This window comes from Acinetobacter sp. YH12132 (assembly GCF_013418645.1).
GTDB classification, from domain to species: Bacteria; Pseudomonadota; Gammaproteobacteria; order Pseudomonadales; family Moraxellaceae; genus Acinetobacter; species Acinetobacter indicus.
In genome coordinates this window covers 1-25,622 of the sequence record NZ_VPBR01000020.1, presented here as the reverse complement: position 1 = coordinate 25,622, position 25,622 = coordinate 1, and the positions used below count along the sequence as shown (strand labels likewise).

The following is a 25,622-nucleotide window of genomic DNA, read 5'->3' as shown; positions in this document are numbered from 1 at the left end:
TCATGAAATACGGTATTCTGATGTGACAAAACCTGAATCCTGGTCGTTAAAGTGTTTGTTTGCACTCATATTTTAACTGTTAGGACTCAGGTTTTTTTATTTAAAGCAAACTATGGGACAGCAGTGGCCTTCGGGCGCCCTTTTTTATTGTTTTAATGAATGAAAATCTCAATAAAAAAGCCGCATAATTTGCGGCTTTCCTTAGTTCAGCGGGTATCCATTAAGCTGGAATATCACGCACAGAAGCTTTACGGATCGCTTCTTTTAGCGCTTCATAGCCATGAATGGCCGGGAACTGTGGAAATTCTGCAATCACATTTTCAGGTGCATCAAACAGGAAACCGGCATCGGCTTCGCCAAGCATGGTGGTGTCATTATAAGAATCGCCTGCGGCAATCACACGGAAATTCAAACCATGTAATGCTTTTACGGCCTGACGCTTCTGGTCAGGTTGACGCAGCTTGTACGCGGTGATCATGCCATTTTCATCAGTTTCCAGTTTATGGCAGAAAATGGTTGGCCAGCCCAGTTGCTTCATTAGCGGATGGGCAAACTCGTAGAATGTATCAGATAGAATAATCAGCTGGAAATGGGTACGCAACCATTCCACAAATTCTTTAGCACCCGGAAAAGGACCCATATCGGCAATCACTTCCTGAATATCATTTAAACCCAAACCATGCTGTTTTAAGATATTCAAACGCTGTGTCATTAATACATCATAGTCAGGAATATCACGGGTTGTCGCTTCTAGCTCTTTAATCCCAGTTTTTTTTGCAAAGTTAATCCAAATTTCTGGAACCAACACACCTTCAAGATCAAGACATACAACTTCCATGAATGCTCCCCATATCTGTCATTGAAAAAAATTTGCTCTATCATAGACCAAGATCGTGCTTTTGACTTGTTCTTTTTTAAATCTATTTTTTTCATAAGCATTGATTTTTTAGTGATAAGTCGGTTTTGGCATTTCTATTAAAATACAGCCGAAATAAATTAATATAGGTTTTGTCATCTCCAAGCCTATAGCCAGGAATATTATGACTACCATTCCCACTATTGATCTCGTTGACGCGCTTGCCGCCGAATATGCAGATAAATCTCCAAGTGAAATTCTAAAACTGGCACTCAGCCAGCCAGGTGAAATTGCGATTTCCTTTTCAGGCGCTGAAGATGTGGTGCTGATTGATATGGCGGCCAATCTGGGTCTGCCTTTTCGTGTCTTTAGCCTGGATACCGGCCGTTTGCATGGCGAAACCTATCAATTTATTGAAACCGTTCGCAAGCACTATAATATTCCAATTGAAATCTGTTTCCCCGAAACTGAAGCGATTCAGCAACTGGTTAATGAAAAAGGCTTATTCAGTTTCTACGCCGATGGTCATCAGGAATGCTGCGGCATCCGTAAAGTTCAGCCGCTGCGTAAAAAGCTGGCCACGCTAGATGGCTGGATTACCGGTCAGCGTAAAGACCAGAGTCCGGGCACGCGTAACGAGATTCCGGTAATTCAGGCTGACCCGGGTTTTTCTGGTCCTGGCAAACAGCTCATCAAGTACAATCCGCTGGCCAACTGGTCCAGCAGTGATGTCTGGAATTACATCCGTTTAATGGAAATTCCATATAATCCATTACATGAAAAAGGTTTTATTTCGATTGGCTGTGAACCGTGTACCCGTGCGGTGTTACCAAACCAGCATGAACGCGAAGGCCGCTGGTGGTGGGAAGATGCAACCCATAAAGAATGTGGACTTCACGCCGGAAATCTGAAAAAATAAATACGCTAGACCACTGCCCAGCAGTGGTTTATTTTTTTACGCAACAGAATAAACAAAGTTCCGCGTTTATATGATAAACACTATATACTAAGTCAGTTCACCTATAATTCTAAAAAGCCGTTCCAATGAGGGTCGGTCATATTGCAGTGAGGCAATTAACGCTATGCGTCCATTACATCCGATTGATTTTATCTTTCTGTCTTTAGAAAAACGCCAGCAACCGATGCATGTTGGAGGGTTATTCCTATTTCAGATTCCAGAGAATGCACCTGAAACCTTTATTCAAGATCTGGTCGAAGACATCCGTAATTCTCAATCGATGCCGATTCCACCATTTAATAATAAATTAAATGGACTATTCTGGGATGAAGATCCTGAATTTGATCTGGACCACCATTTCCGTCATATCGCCCTGCCTCATCCGGGACGAATCCGTGAATTACTGACCTATATTTCTCAAGAACACAGCGCGCTGATTGACCGCGCCAAACCGCTGTGGACCTGTCATATTATTGAAGGGATTGAAGGCAACCGCTTTGCCATGTACTTCAAAATCCATCATGCCATGGTTGATGGCATTGCCGGCATGCGCTTACTGGAAAAATCGCTCTCACACGATCCGGATGCCAAAAGTATTGTACCGCCTTGGTGTGTAGAAGGCCGCCGCGCCAAACGCCTGAAAGAGCCAAAAGCCAGCCGCTTTAAAAATATTGCAGCAGGCCTGAAAAGCCAGCTGGAAGCCACACCGCGAGTCATGTACGAGTTATCACAAACCGTAATGAAAGATATGGGCCGTAATCCGGATTATGTATCCAGCTTCCAGGCGCCAAGTTCAATTCTGAATCAGCGCGTCAGTTCTTCACGCCGCTTTGCTGCACAGTCCTATGAGTTTGCCCGTCTGCATAAAATTGCCAAGGCCCTAGGCGTGACGATTAATGACATTGTGCTGGCCATCTGTTCAGGTGCCTTACGTGAATATTTACTCAGCCAGAATGCCCTGCCAAGAAAACCACTAATTGCCATGGTGCCCGCCTCAGTCCGTAGCGATGATTCCGATGTATCCAACCGGATTACCATGATTCTGGCCAATCTGGCGACGCATAAGGACAATCCGCTGGAACGTCTCAGCATTATTCGCCGCAGCGTACTAAATGCCAAAGAACGCTTTAAACGCATGAATGCCAACCAGATTCTCAACTATAGCGCCTTTGTTTATAGCGCCGCCGGCCTAAACATTGTGTCTGGTTTAATGCCAAAACGTCAGGCCTTTAACCTGGTCATTTCCAATGTACCGGGACCGCGTGAAGCGCTGTACTGGAATGGTGCCAAACTCGAAGCACTGTATCCGGCTTCAATTGTGCTGGATGGTCAAGCGCTGAATATCACCATGACCAGTTATCAGGACAAGCTGGAAGTCGGTTTAACGGCCTGTCGCAATGCCCTGCCAAAAATGCAGAACCTGTTACAGCATCTGGAAGATGAAATTCAGCGTTTTGAACGGATTATTGAAACGGTAGATGTGACCTTGGACGAGGTGGAACAAAAAGTCAGTTGAAAGACTCGGCCCAGGCCGGAAGAACATCGAGATTCAGACGAAAAGTATGAATCTCTTTTTTAAAATTGTAATGATAAGAGAAAAAATTAAGGGGCTTTCAAAAGGCCCCTTAACTTTTAATGGTTCGACATTGTTTTAATAATTGCTGACAGACGGTGCGAATCATGGCGGTAGTAATTTGTACTTCTTTACCTTGCTCATCTACGATATACGCCGCACTGTGTACAGTTTTTGGTTCTAAAACTTTAAGACTTTTATTAATCACGACTTCGCTCATACCCATGATAGACCTCATTTTGCTGAAACCGTAAGGGAGATTACGGCTTTGGCTCTGGTGTATGCTTAGTATTGTGAATCTACCTAAAAAAGTAAAATTTCAGATGTAACAACTGTTTAACGATATCCTGTTACAATTTCAGCTTAAAATGATATCGTATTGCTCTTGCGTGTATAAATTTTCAACCTGGAATTTTATGACACGATTCACGAAATGCTCCAGATCCGCGACGGCTGGTGCTTCTGCGGTTAACAGCCGGTCAATCACCGATGGATGGGCAACGACAGTAAAGCCACGCTGAGATTCAAAGGCACGTGCATAGCGCATAATTTCTCGAAAAATCTCGTAACACACTGACTCGGCTGTTTTCACATAACCGCGGCCCTGACAGGTTGGACAAGACTCACACAGCAAATGTTCCAGAGATTCACGGGTACGCTTACGGGTCATTTCCACCAGACCCAGTTCAGACACCTGGGTAATTTTGGTTTTAGCATGATCGCGTTCCAGCATTTTCTCGAACTGGCACATCACTTCTTCACGATGCTGTGCTTCCTGCATGTCAATAAAATCAATGATGATAATCCCACCCAGATTACGCAGTCGCAACTGACGTGCAATCACCTGTGTGGCTTCCATATTGGTTTTAAAGACCGTGTCTTCCAGACTACGCCCGCCGACATAAGAACCGGTATTGATATCAATGGTGGTCATGGCTTCGGTCTGATCAATCATCAGATAGCCACCCGATTTCAGCGCCACGCGGGTTTGAAGCGCCTTCTGGATATCTTCTTCGACATTGTATAAATCGAACAGCGGCCGCTCACCCGGATAATGCAACAAGCGGTTTTGCATATTCGGCACAAACTCATCGACAAAGTCTTTTAGCTTGGCATAAATTTCACGTGAATCGACATAAATTTTGGCGGTTTCTTCATTGGCCAGATCGCGAATCACACGCTGCGGTAAAGGTAGCTCTTCAAAAATTAAAGACGGCACCGCAATAATTTTCTGTTTACGCTGAATATGCTCCCACAGCTTGGCCAAATAGGCCATATCCTGGGCAATGGCGGCTTCTTCCACCCCTTCTGCAGCGGTACGAACAATCACCGAGCCCGGCAGTTTATGCTGTTTCTGAATGCGTTCAATCATCGAGCGTAAACGGTCACGCTCTTCATCCGATTCAATCCGCTGTGATACCCCAATATGGCTGCCAAATGGCATCAAGACTAGATAACGCGAAGGAATTGACAGATCGGTCGACAGGCGCGCACCTTTGGTGCCGAGCATGTCTTTCATGACCTGCACGGTAAGGATTTGCCCCGGCTGTAACAGCTCAAAGACATTTGGCGTTGGTTGGCTGCGTGGCCAGACCATGTCATTGATGTGTAAAAAAGCGGTACGTGACAACCCAATATCGACAAAGGCGGCCTGCATGCCTGGCAGCACCCGTACCACTTTGCCTTTATAAATATTTCCTACTAAACCACGTTTGGCGGTACGTTCAACAAATAATTCATTGACCGTGCCGTTTTGAATTAACGCGACACGACATTCCATAGGCGTGACGTTAATCAACAACTCGTCAGACATAATACAACTCAAAGCCTTATAAAAATTCTTGTAGCAGCAGTTAATTTAGTGCCTTAACTGTCTGTAATAACTGTACGGTTTCATGCAGCGGCAATCCCACCACATTGCTATAACTGCCTTCAATACGCGGGATATAACGTGCTGCAATGCCCTGTATGGCATAGGCTCCCGCCTTACCCAGCGGCTCTCCACTGGCCCAATAACACTCCATGTCACTCAGACTCAGCGCTTGAAATTCAACCTGGGTACGTACCACTATACTGTATTTTTCTGCTTTTGTGCGTACGCAAACACCTGAAAATACATCATGTTTTCGACCAGAAATCTGCTGCCACATGGCAAAGGCATGCGCCTTAGATTCTGGTTTTCCTAAAATCTGCCCATCAACGCCCAAACTGGTATCAGCGGCAATCACAATCGCCTCTGGAAAACGTGCCAACACAGCATCAGCTTTGGCACAGGCCAGCCGCTCAACATACTGCTCAACTGGCTCATCTGGCAAAATAGACTCGTCGATGTCCGGGCTGTAAATCTCAAATTGCAGCCCCAACTGTGCAAGCAGCTCACGGCGTCGAGGTGAGCTGGAGGCCAGAATTATACGCTGCGCCATTTTCGTAGCAGATAATACAGCACCGGCCAGACCAGAATGCTGGACAGCACCGGTTGCCAGTGACGGGCAAATGGAAATTCAATACCGGCCATAACCTGTAACAGCCAGATCAGCGCCAGATGGACCACAATGGCAATACTGGCAATCACCCATAAATTGGCAAAAGTCATCACCCGACGTTCGCGGGTTAGAAAGCGCGCCACGAAGGTAATTAATACAAAACTTAAGGCATTCATGCCCAGCGGTGCATCCAGCAGCAAATCTGTAAACAGGCCGGTGCCAAAGGCAAACCAGACACCGCACCAGGTCGGCTGGCTCATGACCCAGAACAGCATTACCATCATCATAAATACCGGACGCCAGCCCGATAAGGCATAAGACAAGGGATAAACCAGCAGCACCGAGGCAATAATGACCGAGAAGATAATCGGGAATAAAGGATCTTTGGGTTTGCGCTGGCCCATTTTAGCGATTGGCATGTGGCTGCTCCCGTGATAAGGATTCAGAGAATAACACCACCACATGATGTCCACCGGCCAGCTGTGCAGCAGGAATCACATCAATTTGCGCAAACTCGCCCGAGTTATGCCGGCTAACCTTGGAAATGGTTCCGACCAGATAACCTGCCGGGAAATGTTCACCGAGTCCGGAGCTATAGACTTTTTCACCGACTTTGATATTGGCGCTGGTCGGCACATATTCCATTTTTAAACGACCTAAGTCACCCGTACCCGAAACAATCGCGCGCATACCGGTATGTTCCAGACGTACCGACAGCGAATGTTCTTTATCAGACAGCAGCATCACCCGGCTACTGTGCGGATAGACATCAACAATCTGGCCCATAATACCACGATCATCCAGCACGGTTTGCCCGACTTTGAGCTGACGGTTGGCGCCGCGGTTAATCACAATAATATGTCGTAGCGGATCGGCATCGGTCCCAATCACTTCGGCAATTTCCATGCGTCCGTCAATGATCAGTGGCGTATCGAGCAGGCCACGTAAACGGGTATTTTCGGCAGACAGTTCGGAGAGTTTTTGCAGGCGTACCTGTGCCTGAAGCAGCTCAGCCTGCATCGCGGTATTTTCACGACGCAGCTGGGCTTCAGATTTACTTTGTTGACTTAGCCATTCTCGCGACAACACCGGATAACTTGCCAGCGCATAAATCGGATTATATGCCGCGTACAAGAGATCCCTTGCCGGTTGAATTACATGCGGCATGCGCCAGTTAAAAAACAGCACCACCAGGCATGTAATGACCGCAATAATAAAGGAGCGAAAAGATGGCGGTTGTCTGGAAAACAGATGTGATTGCACCGCCGGGTCCTTTTGATTAGCCTACAAATAACATGTCATGGTTTGGATTATCAAAGAATTCCAGTACCTTGCCACCACCACGGGTGACACAGGTTAAAGGTTCTTCAGCCACAACCACTGGCAAGCCGGTTTCTTTGGCCAGCAGCTTGTCCAGATTACGCAGCAAGGCACCACCGCCGGTCAGGACAATACCGCGCTCGGCGATATCGGAAGACAATTCTGGTGGTGTTTGTTCCAGCGCCGATTTTACTGCGGACACAATATTTTGTAGCGGGTCAGAAATCGCCTGGGTAATTTCATCAGAAGTCACGGTAATGGCACGTGGCACACCTTCGGCCAGGTTACGGCCACGTACTTCAATTTCCAGAGGCTTCGCACCTTCTTCAGGAACCGCCATGCCCACTTCTTTCTTGATGGTTTCTGCTGTGGTTTCACCAATCACACAGCCATGCGCTTTACGGACATAGTTGATGATCTGCTCATCAAACACATCGCCCCCAATACGCAGTGAATCTGCATAGACACAACCTTGTAGCGAAATAATCGCAATTTCAGTTGTACCACCGCCCACATCGACCACCATCGAACCACATGCCTGCTCAACCGGCATACCGGCACCAATTGCTGCAGCCATCGGTTCTTCAATTAAACGGACATCACGCGCGCCAGCATTAAACACTGCCTCACGAATGGCACGGCGTTCAACCAGCGTCGATTTGCATGGCACACACACCACCACACGCGGTGCAGGCGGAAACAAGCGCTTTTCATGCACTTTACTGATGAACTGGTTCAGCATGGTTTCAGTCACTTCAAAGTCGGCAATGACGCCGTCTTTCATTGGACGAATGGCAGAAATATTGGCAGGTGTACGACCCAGCATCTGTTTAGCATCCAGACCGACTGCGGCAACGATTTTCTGTGAACCGCTGTGACGAATTGCCACAACCGTCGGTTCATTTAATATAATGCCTCGTCCTGGCGCATAAATAAGTGTATTTGCTGTACCTAAATCAATGGCTAGATCTGGTGAAAACAAGCCAATTAGTCGTTTTAGAATCACGGAGTCGTTCTCGATTAAACTTTATGTGGACGCAAGTTGGCAACTTTAACTAAATGTGATGCTTTGGACAAGTCAATCGCTTATTATAACGCACGATATTTTGAAAATTTTTAATACTGATTAGGTGATGTTATGTCTACATCGGATGCACAGCATTCTGCAGATTTAAATGCACAAACAGTTTCAGCAATCGCCAATCTTGCTCGGTTGTCGCTCAATGATACGCAATCTGCTGAATATGCTCAAAGTCTAAATAAAATTTTAGGCATGATGGAAACCTTAAAAGGCATCGATACCGATGGCGTTGAGCCACTCAAAAGCCCATTTGACCACCCTCAACCGCTACGTGAAGATGTGGTGTCTGAAGATAACCATCGTGAGGAATATCAGGCCGTTGCACCTGCCGTGCAGGACGGTTTGTATCTGGTACCACGCGTAATTGAATAATTTTTTCAGCGCTCATCTTTTTGTTGAATTCAGGTAAAGAATATTTCTCATGACAGATTTACATCGCTTATCCATTCGTGAACTGACTGAGGGTTTAGCCAATGCAAAATTCTCTGCTCGCGAATTGACCGAACATTATTTAAAACGCATCGAAAAAATTGATGCCCAGGTCAATGCCTATGTCACCGTAACTGCGGAACAGGCGCTGGCCCAAGCCGATGCTGCCGATGCGTTGCGTCAAGCTGGCGGCGCTGGTGTGCTGACCGGTGTGCCTATTGCGCATAAAGATATTTTCTGTACCCAAGGCATTAAAACCACCGCTGGTTCTAAAATGCTGGATAACTTTATCTCGCCTTACGATGCTACGGTGGTTGCCAAAGGTAAAACTGCTGGCTTAGTCACTTTAGGTAAAGTGAACATGGACGAATTCGCAATGGGTTCGACCTCGGAAAGCTCATACTTTGGCGCAACCAAAAACCCGTGGGCACTGGATCGTGTACCGGGTGGTTCTTCAGGTGGTTCGGCTGCGGTGGTCGCGGCTGATCTGGCGCCATTTGCAACCGGTACCGATACCGGTGGTTCGATTCGTCAGCCAGCTTCTTTCTGTGGCTTGACCGGTCTGAAACCAACCTATGGCCGTGTTTCACGTTTCGGTATGATCGCATACGCATCATCTTTAGACCAAGGCGGTCCTATGGCGCGTTCTGCGGAAGACTGTGCGTATCTGATGAACGTGATGGCGGGTCATGATGCCAAAGATTCAACGTCGGTCGAGAAAGATGTCGATGATTACGTGGCGAACCTGAATGGTACATCGTTAAAAGGTTTACGTATTGGTATTCCAAAACAGTACTTTAACGTTGCCGGTCTGGCCGCAGATGTAAAAGCACGCGTTGAAGAATCGCTGAAAAAATTAGCAGAGATGGGTGCCATTCTGGTTGAGGTTGATCTCAACATGACTGAAGCCTATGTACCAACTTATTACCTGATTGCGCCAGCGGAAGCATCTTCTAACCTGTCACGTTATGACGGCGTACGTTATGGCTATCGCTGTGAAGATCCAAAAGATATTCTGGACCTGTACAAACGTTCTCGTTCAGAAGGTTTCGGTGCTGAAGTTCAGCGTCGTATCCTGATTGGTACCTATGCCCTGTCTGCCGGTTATTACGATGCCTACTATGTAAAAGCGCAGAAAGTTCGCCGCTTAATTCAGCAAGACTTCCTGAAAGCCTTTGAACAGGTCGATGTGATTGCTGCGCCATCTGCACCGACTACCGCCTATAAAGTAGGTGCTGACCTGACCCCGGTAGAAATGTATCTGGGTGATATTTACACGCTTGCGGTGAACCTGGCCGGTCTGCCTGCCATTAATGCCCCTGTTGGTTTTGACCAGAACAACCTGCCAGTTGGCTTACAGCTGATTGGTAATTACTGGTCAGAATCTCAATTGTTGTCTGTGGTGCACCAGTACCAACAAGCCACCAATTGGCATACACAACGTGCGGCAATTGCTGAGGAGAACGCATAATGGCGAAGAATAACGCGAAACCAAAATCTAACCTGATTGATGGCTGGGAAGTTGTCATTGGGATCGAGATTCACACCCAGCTTGCGACCAACTCTAAAATCTTCTCCGGTTCATCAACCGAGTTTGGTAATGATCCAAATACTCAGGCCAGCCTGGTAGATTTAGCCATGCCAGGTGTACTGCCTGTACTGAACAAAGAAGTGGTTGATCTGGCGATTCGCTTTGGTTTGGGGATTGATGCCTACATCGACCAAGCGTCTGTATTTGCACGTAAAAACTATTTTTACCCGGACTCGCCTAAAGGCTACCAAATTAGCCAAATGGACAACCCGATTGTGGGATTGGGTCATATCGACATCCAGCTTGAAGATGGCACCACCAAACGCATTGGCGTAACCCGTGCGCATTTAGAGGAAGATGCAGGTAAATCGATCCATGACCAATTCGAAGGCATGTCAGGCATCGACTTAAACCGTGCAGGCACACCTCTTCTAGAAATCGTATCTGAACCCGATATGCGCTCTGTTGAAGAAGCGGTTGCCTACATTAAAGCGATTCACACTTTGGTGCGCTGGTTAGGTATTTCTGACGGTAACATGGCAGAAGGTTCGTTCCGTGCCGATTGTAACGTGTCTTTACGTCGTCCGGGTCAACCGTTCGGTACACGTTGTGAATTGAAAAACCTCAACTCATTCCGTTTCATTGAACAAGCGATCAATGTTGAAATTGAACGTCAAATGGAAATTCTGGAATGGGACGGCACCATCGACCAAGAAACACGTTTGTTCGACCCTGTGAAGATGGAAACCCGTTCGATGCGTTCAAAAGAAGAAGCCAACGATTACCGCTACTTCCCTGACCCAGACTTATTGCCTGTGGTGATTCCAGATGCGCAAATTGAAGCCATTAAAGCAACTATGCCTGAGCTTCCTGCTGCACGTCGTGCGCGTTTCGTGGCTGACTTCGGTGTGACTGAATACGATGCTCACGTACTGACACTGACTCGTGAAATGTCAGAGTTTTACGAAGATGTGGTGAAAGCTGCTGGCGGTGCTGCACAAGGTAAGATTGCTGCAAACTGGGTGATGGGCGAATTCTCAGGTGCTTTAAATAAAGCAGGCTTAGATTTGGCTGATTCTCCTGTATCTGCGGAAAAACTTGGCGGTATGATCGCGCGTATTGTGGACAACACGATTAACGGTAAGATCGCGAAGCAAGTATTCGGCTTTATGTGGGACGAAGGCAAATCTGCGGATGAAATTATTGCTGAAAAAGGCTTGAAACAGGAAACTGATACAGGCGCAATTGAAGCGATTATCAAGGAAGTTCTTGCTGCCAATGAGAAGATGGTTGAAGAGTATAAATCTGGTAAAGAGAAAGCTTTCAACGGTCTTGTTGGTCAAGTGATGAAAGCTGCAAAAGGTAAAGCCAACCCTGCACAAGTAAATGAATTGATGAAGAAATTGATTGGTTGATTTGATTAATTTTTGAATAAAAAACCCGCTTTAGAGCGGGTTTTCTTTTTTACTTTATTTTCTCTTTAATAGCCTTACCAATAATCTGCCCTTTATTTGTGAAAGCCGGTAATTTATCAATATCTTCAACTCCAAAGAATGAACTTAATTCATAAAGTTTAGGTTTCAAAGATTTCAAATTAATACCCGAAAGATTGCTCATATCTTCATAATGTAAACTTTCTAAAATAATTTTACTATTTTTTGAAGTAAAAGATTTTGTATCAATATGAAGAAATCCTTTTGCTGTTAAATAATCTACATCCACTTTAGTTGGTGATTGACTACTAAAAAAATCAACTAATTGGTCAATATAAATTGAATAATTTTCTTTCATCAAAGTCTTAAGTTCAATTAAAGCTTCTGGAGGCTGATGTTTTTCAATTTCTTGCACAGCCTGGTAAGGAATGTAAAACATTCCTTTTCCCAATTCCTTTCCAAGCTGGGGATTAGCTCTTAATGCATATATAAAGCCGATAAAATTAATTTGGTTTTTTGACAAATTATTTAAAGATTCAATCGCATCATCCAAAATATAACTTTCATCGTCCGCCTCTGCAGAATCAAGTTTTTTTGATAAAAGCTCTATTAAAAGTTCTTTTGAAGAATTCTCTTTTCGTCTAATGACATTTTTTAATCCTTCATGAAAAAGGTATTGAAAATTTGAGCTTGTCACCTTAGAAAGTATTTTTATTGCTTCTTGATCAGAGTTATTACTTGAGACTAGTTTCGACTCCAACATTGAATTGATACTTTGCTTAAATTCCTGTATTTCTGCTTGTACTTTTTGATTTTCTACTTCAAGCAATTGAGGACCATGTATTAGTAACAGTTCAGGCACTCTTTTTTCTATTTGGTAATCAATAGTTTCTATAATTTGCAATAAGGTTGGGCCATTATAAATATCTCTGCCTGCTTGCTGAACCGTACTATTTTCTGAAGCCTCTGCCTCCATTTTAACCTTTTCCAACATGCTTACTTTCCACTCTTACTTTTGATTTTTTCCTTTAATTTTACATCACGACCTGCCTGAATAACTGTTGAGCCGTTAGAAGCTTTAGCTGAATTTCTAACTCCCAAAGTACTTCCAAACATCGCAATTATAGCTGCTAACAAGCCATGTAAAGCCGAAAATATAATAGCCCATGTGTTGTAATCATAACCAAACCAATCAATTTTAAAATAAATAGCACTTCCTATTGTCAAAACCCAAACAACAGCCACTAATAGATATAAAATTTTCAAACCACCCCCGTTATTACTAAATAAAATTTATTTATATCAGAATCTTGTAGCAATTTCATGAATTTATTAAATTCAAAATATCAATTTTTAGTTATGCATTAAATCATGACTATCAAAACAGTATCTTCCTTCACCAAACTCGAAGACTTAGGACGTATTCAACTGTCAAAGTCATTCTTCATGCGCGACTTCCTCTATAGCGAAATCGCCAATTGGTACGGTGTACCCAACTTCCCTGACCATCCTGACATTGCCATTCGCACAGGCAAAGAACTCTGCCAACAACTGCTCGAACCATTACAAGAAAAATTTGGACGAATTGCGATTCGCTCGGCATATCGTTCTCCAAGTGTCAATCAACTCGGCAACGAAAAAGGACATAACTGCGCGAATAATGAAAAAAACTTTGCGAGTCATATTTGGGACTATCCCGATACAAAAGGTTATGGGGCAACGGCGTGTATTGTCATTCCATCATTTTTAGAGCTATATGAAAAAGATCAAGCCAATTGGCAACAACTCGCCTATTGGATTCATAATAATTTGAATTACAACCACCTACAATTTTTCCCAAAACTTTGTGCATTTAATATAGGCTGGCATGAACAACCTGCACGGGAAATTTATAGTTATATTCAGCCAAAAGGTTATTTGCTGAGGGGTGAAGCTGTAAATCCGGAGTTTGAGAGGTTTTATCCCGATCTTATTTAATAGCCCTCCTTGCGAAGCTTCGCTTCTCACCTTTAAAAAAGGGAGACTTTGTCATGTGATTAATTGGATACGCGGTGTTCCCTCTCCTGAGCAAATTTTAAAGCACTGCTTTAAAATGAAGCGCAAGAAAGGAGAGGGTTAGGGAGAGGATTATTAAAAGCGTCCCTCTCCTGAGCAAATTTTAAAGCACTGCTTTTAAAACGAAGCGCAAGAAAGGATGATGGCTAGGGAGAGGTAAAATTATTCCCCTCGAATCACCCCCAACTTATTCCACACATCTGGCGTCAAAAAGGTCATCATCAACTTGTTTAAATCCAGATAACGCAGTACACCACTCAGCTGACTTTTAATTTCAGGCGTCTTTAAAAGTTCTTCACCGGTAATTTGTCCCAGCTCCTGAAAACTGCTGCCGACCGCCTGTATTCCTTCAGTCTGAATCACAGCTTTGGCTTGCGTAGAACATTGCTCTACCAGTATCCGTTGCAAAACGGTTGCCAGCTTTTGATCTAAAACCTGTTTTTGTTCTGGCGTTACCTGACTCAAGTGTTTCAAATCCGGATGTGCCGATAGCGCAACAAAGGTCCACTGTAATACCGCAGTTTTATCGGTTGCCGTGGTCGACTTCACCAGACAGTCACTCAACTGATCAACGGCCGGACCAGCCGTACTCACTTGTGAGCAACCCAATAGCGCAATCGCCAGGCCCCATCCTCGTAGCTGCTTTAGACTCAACTGCATCATGTTATACCTCGCCAACATCGACTCATCCCAGAAATAGCCTATTTGTAGCATGCAAGCAGCAATCTCACCTGTTATGACTATGTAACGCGCATAAAAAAGGAGAAGTGATGTGCTTCTCCTTATTACTTATACTGACTATTTCATTTGCCTGAGCATACGCTTGGCACCGGCATGATTATACTGGTTGGCCAGCTCCTGTAAAATCCGTTTGGCCCGGGCTTTGGGCTGGGAAAAACGGTTACTAAAACTCGGCACAGCGCTTAAGCAACGCGCCAGTAAAATCCCCGATTCAGCATAGACATTCCGCGCATTGGTGCCCTGTAAACGGCCATAATTATAGGCCCGCTGTGCGCTATTACAGGCATTTAACTCATTGCGGCCACTGTTTAAATCACGGCGTGCAGCGACATAATATTTCATCTGCTGCTGTTGCGGGGTCGCAGCCACCACAGGCTCTGCTTTTACGGGTGCTGGGGGTTTCTCGGCTGGAAGTTCCGGTGATTCTTTTGGTTCGGGCTCTTTGGCAACAGCTTTAGTGTTTTTATTATTCCGATTAGTGCTGGTATTAGCCTTCTTGCTACTGGAAGATGCCGAACGATAAAAACGCCGTGCTTCATCTTCCGTCATGACTTGAGTGAGTAAATGCACAATGCGGACTTCACCCTGGCCATCACGTTTACGCTCGCTGACCGGCTCGATTGAAACAATCCAATCCGGGCCATTTTTTCTGACACAGCGATAGGCACCAATGCCCTGATTGACATCGCGATAAGTCGCCAACAGTTTTTTGGACCAACTGTTTTTCAGCATCGACATCGTACTTTTATAGGCCAGTTTTAAATGTCCTTGCTGCGACTGACAATAGCTGCCCATATATTTGCGAGGAATCAGCGATTCTGCCGCCAGCTCTTTACGCTGTGGTCCCCAGTCATATACATAGGCTTTGGCTGAACCATTGGCCTGATTCAGATTTTTTTTCGCAATCAGCTCTTGTGGCGAAGCAAAGTGCTTCAAGGCATCTGGACTAAAACTCTCTACACTGACACAGCCCGAAAAGACGACACCGACCCCAGCCAACATCATGAAGGTTTTGACATTCACGTCTTTATTCTCTATTTTTCCCCACTCAAAACATAGCTCAAATAGGCGCAAATAACAAATCTAGCCAATTGATTTTACTTGATATTTCTCGTTTATTTATTACTACTGCCCCGCACTATCATCTGATAAATGCAAAATATCCAGAGTTTTAACAACGAAACCTGAACGCCTTAACACTTTCATCCGATCATTAAAAAACCCGCCTTAACAGCGGGTCAGTTGGGAATGACTTAATCATCCAGGGTCGATTCAAAGGCTTTTAAACGTTTATAAATCGACAGCAGTTCAATAATGGTTGGCCAGGAGGCAATTAAATACTGGAACGATTCACGTACCTTACCGAACACGTTACCAATCTGCATCATCAGGCCAAGGGTAATCGCTCCAGCAGCAATACTTGGGAACAGCACAAACAGACCGTAAATATTGTCCAGCTGCATGTACCAGATTCGTACCAGGTTAAAATAGGCATAATGGAAATACAGGCGGAAATAATTCAGACGAACCTTGCTAAACAGCTCTTTTAAAGTCAGCGGATCGGCACGCTCGGCATGATCTTCCCCATAGACCAGTTCTTTACGATAAGCCGCTTCCACCTTCTGGTTGTTAAACTCCAGTCCTGGCAGTTTATAACCGACCACCATCAGCAGTACGGTACCAAACACCGCCCAACCAATTGCCGCCCACACCAGCGCATAAGGAATTTCCCCCAGAATTGGCAGGGTTTTCACATGGCTCGATAGCGTTACCAAAACCGGTAAAAAGGCAATCAGGGTAATGAGCGCTTCAATCAGACTGACGCCCAGACCTTCGGTGGTACGGGCAAAGCGCATGGTATCTTCCTGAATACGCTGCGATGCCCCTTCAATATGACGTAAGCGGTCCCAGTAGGCGGTGTAATAATTGTTCATTGCCGTCCGCCAGCGGAACACATAGTGGCTGACAAAGAACAGGTTAAATACCGAAACCGTCACCGCCACAATTGCCACATACAAAAAGGTCATGATCTCGGCATAGAGGTTATTCACATCACCGCCGCCATTACTCAGCATTTGCTGGATCAGGTCATAAAACGGGCTGTACCAGGCGTTAATGACCACGCTCACCTGCACCCAGAACCAGATATTAAACAGAATGAAAGATGAGCCCCACACTGACCAGCGCTGCCAGGGATTATCCGATTGAATCCGCCAGAAAATTGCAAAAATGGCTGTGGCCAGAAAATACCAGAGATAGAACCAGAGAAATGCCGGTGACCAGAAACGGCTGACCCCAATCGGGAGTTCTGCTTCATGATAGCCTTCAGGCAAACCGATGATAGTGCCCCAGCCTTGTCCACCGGAATACCACAGCACCAGATTAAAAATGAACCAGAGTAACAGCGAACTAAAAAACCATTTCGGATGTGGAAAAAATGACTTAAACATGCAGTGTTCTATTTCCTTTATTCTTTTCAAGACGTTGAAAAGCCGCGTTTACAACATTGCAGCACGCAATGCGCCACGCGATGACTTCAACATGAGCAATATACAAGATTTCCCCGACAGCGCATGTACTTTTCAGTACCGATTTTTCCGCTGACCGATATTTAAAGCAATATAAAACCCCGATACTCCCCCTGACTATTTTTAGTAAAACAATAAAAAATCAAGAGCTTAAAATACCAATTTTTAGATTAAAAATTTAACTTTATTTTTTAAAATATCAATTACTTATTTATAATCTGACAAATAAAACCCATATTCCCGACCAGACAATGCTAAGATAAATATGTGATACATAATACATTTTTGAGGGAAATCATGATGGAAGTGAAAGCTGTTGAACTTATTCAGCCTCTGGTACTTGAGAAAGAGAACTGCCCACCTATCCATTTTGAGACAGGCACTATTTTAAAAGTTCTGATGACCACGCCAACAGCGTATCTGGTCACCGCCGACACTGAATTTAATTTCACCATTTCATTTCAAGATGAAAACAAGGTCTGGCGCAAGCTTTAGTCCTCATTCCAAGCGCGATTCTTATCTCCATTCAGGCAGCTTATCAGGCTGCCTGTTTTTTTTGCAGATATAAAACCAGAGCAGCCGAATTCCAGCCAACCTTTAAGATACAGTGTGCTGGGAATGTGCCTGTAAATCGACAATCTTACCCTCCTGATCATGATAGACCGTGACAATTTTGGCCTGACGGGATTGCGTTAACATCACCGGTTCCAGCTGAAAATGCTCGGCAAACTGGTTTAGCGGTGCCGGTTGCATGGTCTGGATGGAATATGCCGGAATATAGTTGGTCCACAGCCATAAACTCAAGCCACAAGCCACCAGCGCACTAAAACCGTTTTGCAGAATACTCAGCATCAACTGGGCCACTTGCTGAATCAGTGCATCCCGTTCCAAATCCAGTAAACCCAGACTGCTTAAAACCGGCTGCCACAACAGGCCCCAGGTCAGCCATAAGCCGGCGGTACACACGTTCGAGGCATAACGCTTTTGCCACGGCAATTCATAGCGATAATCAATAATTAAAGTATTGGCTTTCACAACTTTACTCTCAACACATCACATCGCGACAGTTAGCTGTCACGTTTAATTCCACGATCGGGACTGATCCAGCGTGCACGTTTCCCTTCCCCACGCAGCAGCATTTTTGGAAACGCCACAATACTGGCCGATACGGTAATCAGCCAGAACATGAACGGATACCAGATCATCCAGAAATAGTTTTTGGCCAGATTTTTTTCATAGCGGCTGTCCATCCATTTGCTGACCATAAACTGGAACAAACAGGTCGCGCCCAGCACAATACCCACCCCTTGCGGTAAAAACGGCGATTGCAGTTCCGGCAACGGTAAAATAGGCAGGCAGAAACTTAACATCCAGAGCAGACACAGCAACAGCAGCAGATATGACCAGACCAGAGTCAGCATCATTTCCAGAATCAGCGGCCACAAATAATTCAGCTTGGGCTTAAAAATTACATCAATATTTTTATTTAACACCTGCGCCCCACCCATGGCCCAGCGCAAACGCTGTTTCCATAAGCCTTGCAGGGTTTCCGGCATCAGTACCCAGACCAGTGCATTCGGTTCAAATTCAATTTTCCAGCCGGCACGCTGCAGTTTCCAGGAAATATCAATATCTTCGGTCAGCATATCGTGCGACCAGTAACCGACCTGATGTACCGCGCTTTTACGAAAGGCGGTAATCGCGCCGGAAACAGTAAAAATACGGCCATAGGTGCGCTGGGCACGTTTAATCATGCCAATAATCGAGGAGAATTCTCCGACCTGGACCCGGCCCAATAAGGTCGAGCGATTGCGAATTCGCGGATTGCCCGTAACGGCGGCCACCGCCGGATCACGCTGGAAATGGCGTAACATCCAGCTGGCGGCATGCGGATCGAGCAAGGCATCACCATCAATTCCAAGCAGGTATTCGGCATCGGTGACCAGACTGCCGGCTTGCAGGCCCATGGCCTTGCCCTGATTTTCCGCCAGATGCACCACCCTTAACCGTGGATGCTGGGCCGCCAGACGGTTCAGTACCTCGCCAGTATTGTCCGAGCTGCCATCATTAATCGCAATGACTTCAAAGTTGGGGTACTTTAATGCCAGTGCCTGGGTGATGGTTTCCTCGGCATTATCGCCTTCGTTAAAACACGGAATGAGCACCGCCACCAAAGGATATTCCTGTAAAGCTGGCGGCTGAGTAAAGGTCGGATCTTTGCGTTCTTTGACATAGAAAATCAGCGCGCCCATCATCCATAAATAGGACATGAACAGCGGATAATAAAACACAAAGTTCAGCACCGATTGCCAGAGTTCTTGCAACATGGTTGTTCCTCTAGCCGGTTACGGTGCGGATGCGGGCTGAGACTGGAAGGCCTGACGCAGCACAGCCGGATCAGGATGATTCTGGATCGGATCATCCGGATAGTAGGCAATGTGCTTCACACCGGCCTGATAGAGTTTCTGAATTGTTTCCGCAATTTCCGCAGATGGAATTTTATTGCCATTACGCCAGTCGACGGCCTGCAATTCAAACACCGTTTTACGCAGCCCTTGCGGATACTGCTGCACCCGACTCAATAACTGCTGATAAAACTGCGCCGGATCATCGACCTGTTCCATATATGGCATGGCCATAATCGCGGTGAAGTCATAACGGTTTAGCGACTGTTCCAGCGACTGGGCATACCAGTTTTCTGAATAGGCCGACAGTGCCACCTGTGCATACAGGTTACGCGAGGTCTGCAAATAAGGCTGATACTGACGCACGGTCTCAGCCAACTCCATGGCAAAATCATCAATTACTTTGACTTTATAAGCTGTCCATTTCTGTAAGGCGGCATCATCAGCACGCAGTTGTGCCAGATCGGTGGCTAAGCCCTGCTGCTGGTAGGCCTTTTTAGCCCAGCTGCTGGCATCTTCATAATCGGACAAGGTGGCATCATCATGGAAAATAATACCGTTGAACTGCGCCGATTTGGCCAGATCTTCATAAATGCCTTTAATGGTGTTGCGGGCGCGCGGCGAAAATGGGCTTAAACGGTGATAGCCCATGTTCAGATGCTTGCCGCTATGCGGCTGCTCGGTTTGCACCAGATCTTGGGCCACCGGATTAGAGACCGGTAATTCCCAGGCAAATACCGGCATCCAGGCATAGACACGACGTACCTGAGTCCGGGTCTGGATTTGCCAGGCCACACGGTTAAACAGGTCGGCACGCATTGGAATATAACGGTTCGGGAAATAGACCAGATCGGCCGAGCCATTGCCATCCGGATCAGAAAATGCCTGCAAATATACGGTATTGACGCCAATCTGCTGAATCCGGTCCAGCAATAAGCCTAAATTACGTTCCTGCTGCTGCGGGTCCGGATCATAAATATAGTCAATATCGACATGCATGATCTTTTGCGGACGATCATTGTCCGTGCGCTGCTGCTGATGTTTCTGGATTTCTTTGGCCAGTAGCGCTGCATCCATGTGTTTTTGAATCAGGATTCGCGGCAATCTGGAAAAACTGTTTACAGGTTGATTCTCGGCATCATCCAGCGTCAGGCTGATTGGCATCTTCAGTTTTTCAGCAATTTTTACCGTATGCAAGTTATAGCGACCATAGGGCCAGACCATAATTTTTGGCGCTTTCAGGCCATGTTTTTGCACTAGGAGCTGATTGGCTTTTAAGTCCTGCTGAATACGTTTCTGATAAGCGTTGTTATCTTCATAACGCTGCTGCTGCGGAAAATAGGCACGTGCTACGGTGGCTGGCAATTCATTGCCCTGCGGATTGGCCACAATGCCTTTATGCAGGTCATAACTGTGGCTGGCAATTTCCACCAGACCGCTGGCCTGTAATTCTTTTAACTGTGCCCAGCTTAAAAAATGCTGGCGTGACACCAGTTGCCCGCCAAAATTAACCTGTTGCTGTTCTGCTGGTTCTAACCAGCGCCCAACCACCGACAACACGGCCGGAATATTCCGCTGTTTTAAAACAGGATAGACATGCTGATAAAAACTTTGATAGCCATCATCAAAACTCAACAAGACTGATTTTTCCGGTAGCGCCTTGTTGTGTTGCTGTGCCTCTAACAGTTGCTGACTGCCAATAAACTGAAAGCCATTTTGTACCAGCCAGTCCAGATGCTGCTGCAATTGTTTAGGCTCAATCGCATATTCAGGCATTAACGGTTGTGGTTCAGAAGTGACTTCGTGGTAGGCAAGGATCGTCAAGTTTTTCATTTCATTTCCCGCCTGTGCCCAACCCATGAGCATACTACAAAGAAAGAAAACAAAAATCTGGACCGCTTTAATAAACTGAAATAGAGGAGACATAAGGCGCGCGGAATTCATGGTACAGACAAGAAGATACGATGCTACATTCGAGCAATTGCGCAGATTCAACCATTATTTTATTATTATTTGTGTATACATTTGTTAATTAATCCCGTTTTTTTGCTTTTTGCCCTTGCTTTCAAAATAAAGCAATAAAATATTTATGATTTTATATCATTCACTTAGTTTTACTTATTTTTTAGCCACCCGCCAACGGGTCAGTTGATAATTTTCTAAATGGTAGACGCTTTTATAAGCCCAAAATGTGATCTGGTTTTCAATTTTAAATTCTCACCATTTGATACTGAAGTATTTTTCAAAACGCTAATACATCTGCAAAAATGGAAATGTGGAGATCATTTTGAGCTGAAGATTCACCGCTAAAATAGTATGGATTGAGTCATCTAGATAATTGGAAGTGGGCCGATGAAATCATGCCCTTTCCCCTTCCTTCTCTGGCATATTGTGCAGGCTTAGGGTTTAATGACATTTACCCCAAGTGCACATGGAGAAAAGATGCAAACGCTCGTATGCTATAAACAGCTACCGATCTGGACACAAGACACTATCCCGCCTGGCTTTTTACGCCAGCACAATACCAAAGCCGGCACTTGGGCCCAACTGAAGGTTTTAAAAGGTGAATTGCATTTTGCCTTGCTCGATGAAGCAGGCACGCTGTTGTCTGAACATCTGTTTAGCCCGGAGCAGCAACCGCCCATGCTTGAACCGCAGGTGTGGCACAAGATTGTTTCAGCCAGTGCCGATATTGAATGTCAGCTCAGCTTCTACTGCACAGCCGATGACTACTTTGCCAAAAAATATAAACTGACCCCGACCCATTCAGAAATTCTGGCCGTACAGCCATCTTTACAGGGCAACACGGCGCTGGATGTTGGCTGTGGCAGTGGTCGTAATGCGCTGTTTTTAAGTCAGCACGGTTTTCAGGTCGATGCCTGGGATGTCAATGCCCAAAGTCTGGAGCGCCTGAACGAGATTATTCAGCAGGAACAGATTCAGAACATTCACACCGCACTGCGGGATTTAAATATTAATCCACAGATTCAGGGCCAATACGATTTTGTGTATTGCACGGTGGTGATGATGTTTTTACAACCCGACACCATCCCAACCCTAATTCGGCAGATGCAGCAGGGCACCAAAGCTGGCGGCCTTAATCTGATTGTTTGTGCAATGGATAGTGAAGATTATCCGGTTCAACCGGACTTCCCTTTTAGCTTTAAAGCCGGAGAGTTAAAGGCTTATTATGAGGGCTGGAATTTGCTGAAATACAATGAAAATATCGGTGAACTGCACCGTGTCGATGAACAGGGCAAGCGTATTCAACAGCGTTTTGCGACATTATTGGCACAGAAAACAGCGTAAAAAATTTATCCTTACATATAAAAGCTGATCATCTGGATGATGGGTCGGCTTTAGAGAAAGAATAAAAAACAGTGATAGTCAGCAAGTTTAATAACTTGCTGATGATTCAATAATTATTGGATAAAGCGACTAAGAAAACGTTACAGCAGATATTCCCAGATCACATAGCCTAGACCAAAACCAATCAATGAATACAGCGTAATAATAAAGAAGACAAAACTCGCGCTATTTTTCTTTTTTAAAAAGCTCATTGTGATCTCAACGGTAGAATCTGTTGTCACATCTTACCCCAATTTGAGGATTTTTAAAGAGTGATCCTAGACAGTATTGTGGACAGTCGGTCCCTCTAAACTCTTAAAATGTTTCTGTTCAAAGGCTTCTGGGCTTAACCAGCTGTTTGCGGAATGCCTTCTGACCCGATTGTAATAAATCTCAATATAGTCAAACAAGACAGCAGTCGCCTCTTTTCGAGTGGCAAACACACTGCCATGTATCACATGACCTTTCAATGTATGAAAGAAGCTTTCGGTCACTGCATTATCCCAACAGTTCCCCCTGCGTGACATACTTTGAATACAGTTATTCGTTAATAATAGCACCCTAAAATCACGACTACAGTACTGTGAGCCTGAGAAGCACTGCTTCGCAAGGGAATGCACCATGACACCCGTTGGATAACCCTGACGAGCCATTGCACAATTAAATGCATCACACACCAATTGACGGTCTATTCGATGGCTGGTTTGCCAACCCACAATACGACGACTAAATAGATCCAGCATCACACATAAATACAGCCAACCTTGCGTGGTACGGATGTAGGTAATATCCGTTGTCCAAACCTTGTTAGGCTGAATGACTGTAAATTGACGCTCCAACAGATTTGGTGCTGTAGGCAAACGATGGTTTGAATCTGTCGTATGCTTGTATTTACGTGCAATCCTGCTACGTAAACCAAGCTTTTTAAGCATTCTTCCAACGGTTCGTTCGCTCATGCTGTAACCTAAATCATGCATGTCATGTACCAATGAAGGTGCACCCAATCGTGCATGATGCTGCCAATATACGGCTTTTAAATCATTATATTTTTGCGCTGTATTGGCCTGGCGTTTTCGCCAGGCATAATAGCCTGAAGTGCTGACACCCAGGCATTTACAGACAGAAGATACAGTGACTCCATTCACAGCTAGATCTTGAATTACCGTGTACTTTTCTTGGAATGATCTGTCAGAAAGTACACATGCGCTTTTTTTAAGATGTCATTGGCTTCCCTGGGCTGTTTGACTTCTTTCTCTAATTCCAAGATCCGCTGTTGTTCTGGTGAAAGTTGACGTTTGCTTGAACCTGCCGGATTGGTTTCACGAATCCATTTATCTAATGTTGAATAACACACACCTAATTTCTGGGCGATTGCAGCTACAGACTCGTGTGAGTTTGAAAGTGCATAATCAATTGCTTGCTGTTTAAATTCAGGACTAAAACGTTTGGCCATTTCTTGTATCTCCAAAGTTAACGTTACGTTATCTTTAGAGGGAAGTACTGTCCATTATTTTGGCTAGGATCACCTGGTTAGATCAAAACTTGAAGGATAAAGATAGATTTTATCGCTGGTATTTCGAACTTGCCTTCTGGACTGGTTGTAGACCTTCAGAAATGATTGCTCTAAGAGAAAGTGATATTGACTGGCGTGAGGGTACTTTAAAAGTTAACAAAAGCAGAGTTCGGAGATTAGAGAAAAAAGTTACTAAAACACATACCTCTAGAGATATCTATTTAAATGAGAGATCTTCTTTAGCTTTAAAATCTCTTATTCAATTTAAGAATGATCATGGCTATGAATCTAATTACTTAATGCTCTGTCCAGAAACTAGTGAGCCTTTTTTCAACGAAAAGCCTCCTCGTATACGCTTGGTAGAAGCTATGAAGGCATGTTCAATTCGCCATAGACCTGCTTATAACGCAAGACATACTTATGCAACAATGTTGTTAATGGATGGAGTAAATCCTATGTTTGTCGCAGATCAACTTGGACATAGTTTACAGATGCGTAAGCGTCCGCTGAATCCCATGCCTATTTTTTAATTTTGGTCGGATTTCCAGCGGTGTGGCAGTAATTCTTCTATTTGGGTCACTTTATGCGTCGGCAGCCTTTTCAGCACATCACTTAAATAGGCATACGGATCCAGTCCATTCAGCTTTGCTGACTGGATTAAAGTCATGATATTGGCAGCTCGTTGGCCGCTGCGCAGCGAGCCAGCAAACAGCCAGTTCTTACGTCCCAACGCCTAGGGGCGCATCTGATTTTCAATCCCTTGCGCAGCAATGCTGCTCATATCTATAGGCAAATTACCATCATTCAGATAGCGGCAGAGTGCCTGCCAGCGTTTTAGGCTGTAATTGATCGCCTTGGCAGTTGGAGAACTCGATGGCACCGTCAGATAATGTTGGTTGAGCCATTCATACAGTTGTTGCATCACCGGTTGACTATGCTTTTGCCGATATTCGCGGCGATGTTCTGCTGTACCATCGGTCTTTTTCCTGAGTTCTGCTTCTATGGCATACAGTTTCTGAATCAGCACTAATGCCTGTTCAGCGATCTGACTTTTCCCGGTCACATGCAGTTCATGGAATTTACGACGCGCATGCGCCATGCAGCCCACCTCAATGACCTGGCCTGATTTAAAGCGTGCTTTATAACCGCTGTAATCATCACAGACCAGATGGCCCTGCCAGTCTTTCAGGAACGCTTCAGCATGCTGACCTGAACGACTATCCTGAAAGTCATAGATCACGGCTTGAACTGGATTGTACTGTGTAGTGGCATAGGCCCAGACATAACCTTTCTTCGGTTTTTTCTCATTCTCACCCATCCGCATAATGGTGACCGGCGTTTCATCGGCATGGATCACCCGCTGTTGCA

The 25,622-nt window shown here is 45.1% G+C and carries 25 protein-coding genes and 2 pseudogenes; 9 read left to right on the top strand and 18 right to left on the bottom strand.

What is annotated here, in order from left to right; all coding sequences use genetic code 11:
• Positions 1-220: 220 nt before the first annotated feature.
• Entirely contained in the window at positions 221-838 is a 618-nt protein-coding gene (gene thrH, locus FTU67_RS13225) for a bifunctional phosphoserine phosphatase/homoserine phosphotransferase ThrH (protein WP_075168141.1), read from the bottom strand.
• A 202-nt stretch (positions 839-1,040) separates the two neighbouring features.
• Between thrH and FTU67_RS13220 the strand changes: the two genes are divergently transcribed.
• Entirely contained in the window at positions 1,041-1,775 is a 735-nt protein-coding gene (locus FTU67_RS13220; protein WP_075168140.1) for a phosphoadenylyl-sulfate reductase, read from the top strand.
• Between the two features lie 163 nt (positions 1,776-1,938).
• Entirely contained in the window at positions 1,939-3,330 is a 1,392-nt protein-coding gene (locus tag FTU67_RS13215; RefSeq protein ID WP_005179696.1) for a wax ester/triacylglycerol synthase family O-acyltransferase, read from the top strand.
• Positions 3,331-3,439: 109 nt separating this feature from the next.
• Here the strand turns inward: FTU67_RS13215 and FTU67_RS13210 are convergent, their stop codons facing one another.
• The 6 genes from FTU67_RS13210 to FTU67_RS13185 form a co-directional block, all read right to left on the bottom strand.
• Positions 3,440-3,613, bottom strand: coding sequence for a PA1571 family protein (locus tag FTU67_RS13210; RefSeq protein ID WP_005179698.1), 174 nt, complete (start codon positions 3,611-3,613; stop codon positions 3,440-3,442).
• Positions 3,614-3,745: 132 nt separating this feature from the next.
• Positions 3,746-5,200, bottom strand: coding sequence for a ribonuclease G (rng, locus tag FTU67_RS13205; RefSeq protein WP_005179701.1), 1,455 nt, complete (start codon positions 5,198-5,200; stop codon positions 3,746-3,748).
• 40 nt (positions 5,201-5,240) lie between these two features.
• Positions 5,241-5,810 (bottom strand): Maf family nucleotide pyrophosphatase, encoded by a 570-nt coding sequence (locus FTU67_RS13200; protein ID WP_005179703.1) that lies wholly within the window; start codon positions 5,808-5,810, stop codon positions 5,241-5,243.
• Positions 5,795-6,289, bottom strand: a complete 495-nt coding sequence (gene mreD, locus FTU67_RS13195; protein ID WP_168407983.1) for a rod shape-determining protein MreD — start codon at positions 6,287-6,289, stop codon at positions 5,795-5,797. Before mreD ends, FTU67_RS13200 begins: the two co-directional genes overlap by 16 nt.
• The gene (mreC, locus tag FTU67_RS13190) at positions 6,276-7,133 is read right to left on the bottom strand and encodes a rod shape-determining protein MreC (protein ID WP_005179707.1); all 858 of its coding nucleotides are present in this window, start codon (positions 7,131-7,133) and stop codon (positions 6,276-6,278) included. The genes mreD and mreC overlap by 14 nt, the downstream gene beginning before the upstream one ends.
• A 16-nt stretch (positions 7,134-7,149) precedes the next feature.
• Entirely contained in the window at positions 7,150-8,196 is a 1,047-nt protein-coding gene (locus FTU67_RS13185; RefSeq protein ID WP_005179708.1) for a rod shape-determining protein, read from the bottom strand.
• A gap of 132 nt (positions 8,197-8,328) precedes the next feature.
• On the opposite strand from FTU67_RS13185, the gene gatC reads away from it, so the two are divergent.
• The 3 genes from gatC to gatB are packed head-to-tail and all read left to right on the top strand — an operon-like array spanning position 8,329 to position 11,646.
• On the top strand, positions 8,329-8,643 hold the full coding sequence (gene gatC, locus FTU67_RS13180) for an Asp-tRNA(Asn)/Glu-tRNA(Gln) amidotransferase subunit GatC (RefSeq protein WP_005179709.1): 315 nt from the start codon (positions 8,329-8,331) through the stop codon (positions 8,641-8,643).
• Positions 8,644-8,692: 49 nt separating this feature from the next.
• Positions 8,693-10,171 (top strand): Asp-tRNA(Asn)/Glu-tRNA(Gln) amidotransferase subunit GatA, encoded by a 1,479-nt coding sequence (gene gatA / locus FTU67_RS13175; protein ID WP_104470939.1) that lies wholly within the window; start codon positions 8,693-8,695, stop codon positions 10,169-10,171.
• A complete protein-coding gene (gatB, locus tag FTU67_RS13170) occupies positions 10,171-11,646 on the top strand; it encodes an Asp-tRNA(Asn)/Glu-tRNA(Gln) amidotransferase subunit GatB (RefSeq protein ID WP_180061877.1) in 1,476 nt (491 codons plus the stop codon). The genes gatA and gatB overlap by 1 nt, the downstream gene beginning before the upstream one ends.
• 49 nt (positions 11,647-11,695) lie before the next feature.
• Here gatB and FTU67_RS13165 read toward each other — a convergent pair whose 3' ends face one another.
• Both FTU67_RS13165 and FTU67_RS13160 read right to left on the bottom strand, forming a co-directional pair.
• The gene (locus tag FTU67_RS13165) at positions 11,696-12,658 is read right to left on the bottom strand and encodes a hypothetical protein (protein ID WP_180061876.1); all 963 of its coding nucleotides are present in this window, start codon (positions 12,656-12,658) and stop codon (positions 11,696-11,698) included.
• A gap of 2 nt (positions 12,659-12,660) precedes the next feature.
• Positions 12,661-12,930, bottom strand: a complete 270-nt coding sequence (locus FTU67_RS13160; RefSeq protein ID WP_180061875.1) for a hypothetical protein — start codon at positions 12,928-12,930, stop codon at positions 12,661-12,663.
• A 105-nt stretch (positions 12,931-13,035) separates the two neighbouring features.
• On the opposite strand from FTU67_RS13160, the gene FTU67_RS13155 reads away from it, so the two are divergent.
• On the top strand, positions 13,036-13,641 hold the full coding sequence (locus FTU67_RS13155) for a hypothetical protein (protein WP_180061874.1): 606 nt from the start codon (positions 13,036-13,038) through the stop codon (positions 13,639-13,641).
• Positions 13,642-13,881: 240 nt separating this feature from the next.
• Here the strand turns inward: FTU67_RS13155 and FTU67_RS13150 are convergent, their stop codons facing one another.
• From FTU67_RS13150 to sbmA, 3 genes are all read right to left on the bottom strand, one after another.
• The gene (locus FTU67_RS13150; RefSeq protein ID WP_180061873.1) at positions 13,882-14,382 is read right to left on the bottom strand and encodes a hypothetical protein; all 501 of its coding nucleotides are present in this window, start codon (positions 14,380-14,382) and stop codon (positions 13,882-13,884) included.
• 135 nt (positions 14,383-14,517) lie between these two features.
• Complete coding sequence (locus tag FTU67_RS13145; protein ID WP_104488367.1) at positions 14,518-15,483, bottom strand: hypothetical protein; 966 nt, start codon at positions 15,481-15,483, stop codon at positions 14,518-14,520.
• Positions 15,484-15,713: 230 nt separating this feature from the next.
• Entirely contained in the window at positions 15,714-16,910 is a 1,197-nt protein-coding gene (sbmA, locus tag FTU67_RS13140; protein WP_168390086.1) for a peptide antibiotic transporter SbmA, read from the bottom strand.
• A 375-nt stretch (positions 16,911-17,285) separates the two neighbouring features.
• On the opposite strand from sbmA, the gene FTU67_RS13135 reads away from it, so the two are divergent.
• Positions 17,286-17,483 (top strand): hypothetical protein, encoded by a 198-nt coding sequence (locus FTU67_RS13135; RefSeq protein ID WP_005179730.1) that lies wholly within the window; start codon positions 17,286-17,288, stop codon positions 17,481-17,483.
• A gap of 102 nt (positions 17,484-17,585) precedes the next feature.
• Here FTU67_RS13135 and pgaD read toward each other — a convergent pair whose 3' ends face one another.
• Genes pgaD through pgaB form a run of 3 tightly spaced genes read right to left on the bottom strand, consistent with a single transcriptional unit; the run spans position 17,586 to position 21,259 of the window.
• A complete protein-coding gene (pgaD, locus tag FTU67_RS13130) occupies positions 17,586-18,023 on the bottom strand; it encodes a poly-beta-1,6-N-acetyl-D-glucosamine biosynthesis protein PgaD (protein ID WP_075175290.1) in 438 nt (145 codons plus the stop codon).
• 32 nt (positions 18,024-18,055) lie between these two features.
• Entirely contained in the window at positions 18,056-19,315 is a 1,260-nt protein-coding gene (pgaC, locus tag FTU67_RS13125; RefSeq protein WP_005179732.1) for a poly-beta-1,6-N-acetyl-D-glucosamine synthase, read from the bottom strand.
• Positions 19,316-19,333: 18 nt separating this feature from the next.
• Complete coding sequence (pgaB, locus tag FTU67_RS13120) at positions 19,334-21,259, bottom strand: poly-beta-1,6-N-acetyl-D-glucosamine N-deacetylase PgaB (RefSeq protein WP_228289047.1); 1,926 nt, start codon at positions 21,257-21,259, stop codon at positions 19,334-19,336.
• 576 nt (positions 21,260-21,835) lie between these two features.
• Between pgaB and tehB the strand changes: the two genes are divergently transcribed.
• Positions 21,836-22,702, top strand: coding sequence for an SAM-dependent methyltransferase TehB (tehB, locus tag FTU67_RS13115; RefSeq protein WP_180061871.1), 867 nt, complete (start codon positions 21,836-21,838; stop codon positions 22,700-22,702).
• A gap of 140 nt (positions 22,703-22,842) precedes the next feature.
• Here tehB and FTU67_RS13110 read toward each other — a convergent pair whose 3' ends face one another.
• Both FTU67_RS13110 and FTU67_RS13105 read right to left on the bottom strand, forming a co-directional pair.
• On the bottom strand, positions 22,843-22,953 hold the full coding sequence (locus FTU67_RS13110; RefSeq protein WP_005179737.1) for a hypothetical protein: 111 nt from the start codon (positions 22,951-22,953) through the stop codon (positions 22,843-22,845).
• Positions 22,954-23,019: 66 nt separating this feature from the next.
• Positions 23,020-24,194, bottom strand: a protein-coding gene (locus tag FTU67_RS13105; RefSeq protein ID WP_180061870.1) for an IS3 family transposase whose coding sequence is annotated in 2 segments (ribosomal slippage) — positions 23,020-23,960 and positions 23,960-24,194 — 1,176 coding nt in all. Because the reading frame shifts where the segments join, the coding sequence is not laid out codon by codon here.
• 62 nt (positions 24,195-24,256) lie between these two features.
• On the opposite strand from FTU67_RS13105, the pseudogene FTU67_RS13100 reads away from it, so the two are divergent.
• Positions 24,257-24,748 (top strand): annotated as a pseudogene (locus tag FTU67_RS13100) (site-specific integrase); the annotation flags it as partial.
• Positions 24,749-24,780: 32 nt separating this feature from the next.
• Here the strand turns inward: FTU67_RS13100 and FTU67_RS13095 are convergent.
• Positions 24,781-25,622, bottom strand: a pseudogene (locus FTU67_RS13095) (IS66 family transposase); the annotation flags it as partial.

Coding starts and splice junctions, on each gene's coding strand:
- FTU67_RS13210 (WP_005179698.1), bottom strand. CDS start 3,613: ATGGGTATGAGCGAAGTCGTGATTAATAAAAGTCTTAAAGTTTTAGAA.
- tehB (WP_180061871.1), top strand. CDS start 21,836: ATGCAAACGCTCGTATGCTATAAACAGCTACCGATCTGGACACAAGAC.
- FTU67_RS13165 (WP_180061876.1), bottom strand. CDS start 12,658: ATGTTGGAAAAGGTTAAAATGGAGGCAGAGGCTTCAGAAAATAGTACG.
- gatA (WP_104470939.1), top strand. CDS start 8,693: ATGACAGATTTACATCGCTTATCCATTCGTGAACTGACTGAGGGTTTA.
- FTU67_RS13215 (WP_005179696.1), top strand. CDS start 1,939: ATGCGTCCATTACATCCGATTGATTTTATCTTTCTGTCTTTAGAAAAA.
- FTU67_RS13110 (WP_005179737.1), bottom strand. CDS start 22,953: ATGAGCTTTTTAAAAAAGAAAAATAGCGCGAGTTTTGTCTTCTTTATT.
- thrH (WP_075168141.1), bottom strand. CDS start 838: ATGGAAGTTGTATGTCTTGATCTTGAAGGTGTGTTGGTTCCAGAAATT.
- pgaB (WP_228289047.1), bottom strand. CDS start 21,259: ATGCTCATGGGTTGGGCACAGGCGGGAAATGAAATGAAAAACTTGACG.
- gatB (WP_180061877.1), top strand. CDS start 10,171: ATGGCGAAGAATAACGCGAAACCAAAATCTAACCTGATTGATGGCTGG.
- FTU67_RS13135 (WP_005179730.1), top strand. CDS start 17,286: ATGATGGAAGTGAAAGCTGTTGAACTTATTCAGCCTCTGGTACTTGAG.
- rng (WP_005179701.1), bottom strand. CDS start 5,200: ATGTCTGACGAGTTGTTGATTAACGTCACGCCTATGGAATGTCGTGTC.
- mreD (WP_168407983.1), bottom strand. CDS start 6,289: ATGCCAATCGCTAAAATGGGCCAGCGCAAACCCAAAGATCCTTTATTC.
- FTU67_RS13155 (WP_180061874.1), top strand. CDS start 13,036: ATGACTATCAAAACAGTATCTTCCTTCACCAAACTCGAAGACTTAGGA.
- FTU67_RS13150 (WP_180061873.1), bottom strand. CDS start 14,382: ATGATGCAGTTGAGTCTAAAGCAGCTACGAGGATGGGGCCTGGCGATT.
- pgaC (WP_005179732.1), bottom strand. CDS start 19,315: ATGTTGCAAGAACTCTGGCAATCGGTGCTGAACTTTGTGTTTTATTAT.
- gatC (WP_005179709.1), top strand. CDS start 8,329: ATGTCTACATCGGATGCACAGCATTCTGCAGATTTAAATGCACAAACA.
- FTU67_RS13200 (WP_005179703.1), bottom strand. CDS start 5,810: ATGGCGCAGCGTATAATTCTGGCCTCCAGCTCACCTCGACGCCGTGAG.
- FTU67_RS13220 (WP_075168140.1), top strand. CDS start 1,041: ATGACTACCATTCCCACTATTGATCTCGTTGACGCGCTTGCCGCCGAA.
- sbmA (WP_168390086.1), bottom strand. CDS start 16,910: ATGTTTAAGTCATTTTTTCCACATCCGAAATGGTTTTTTAGTTCGCTG.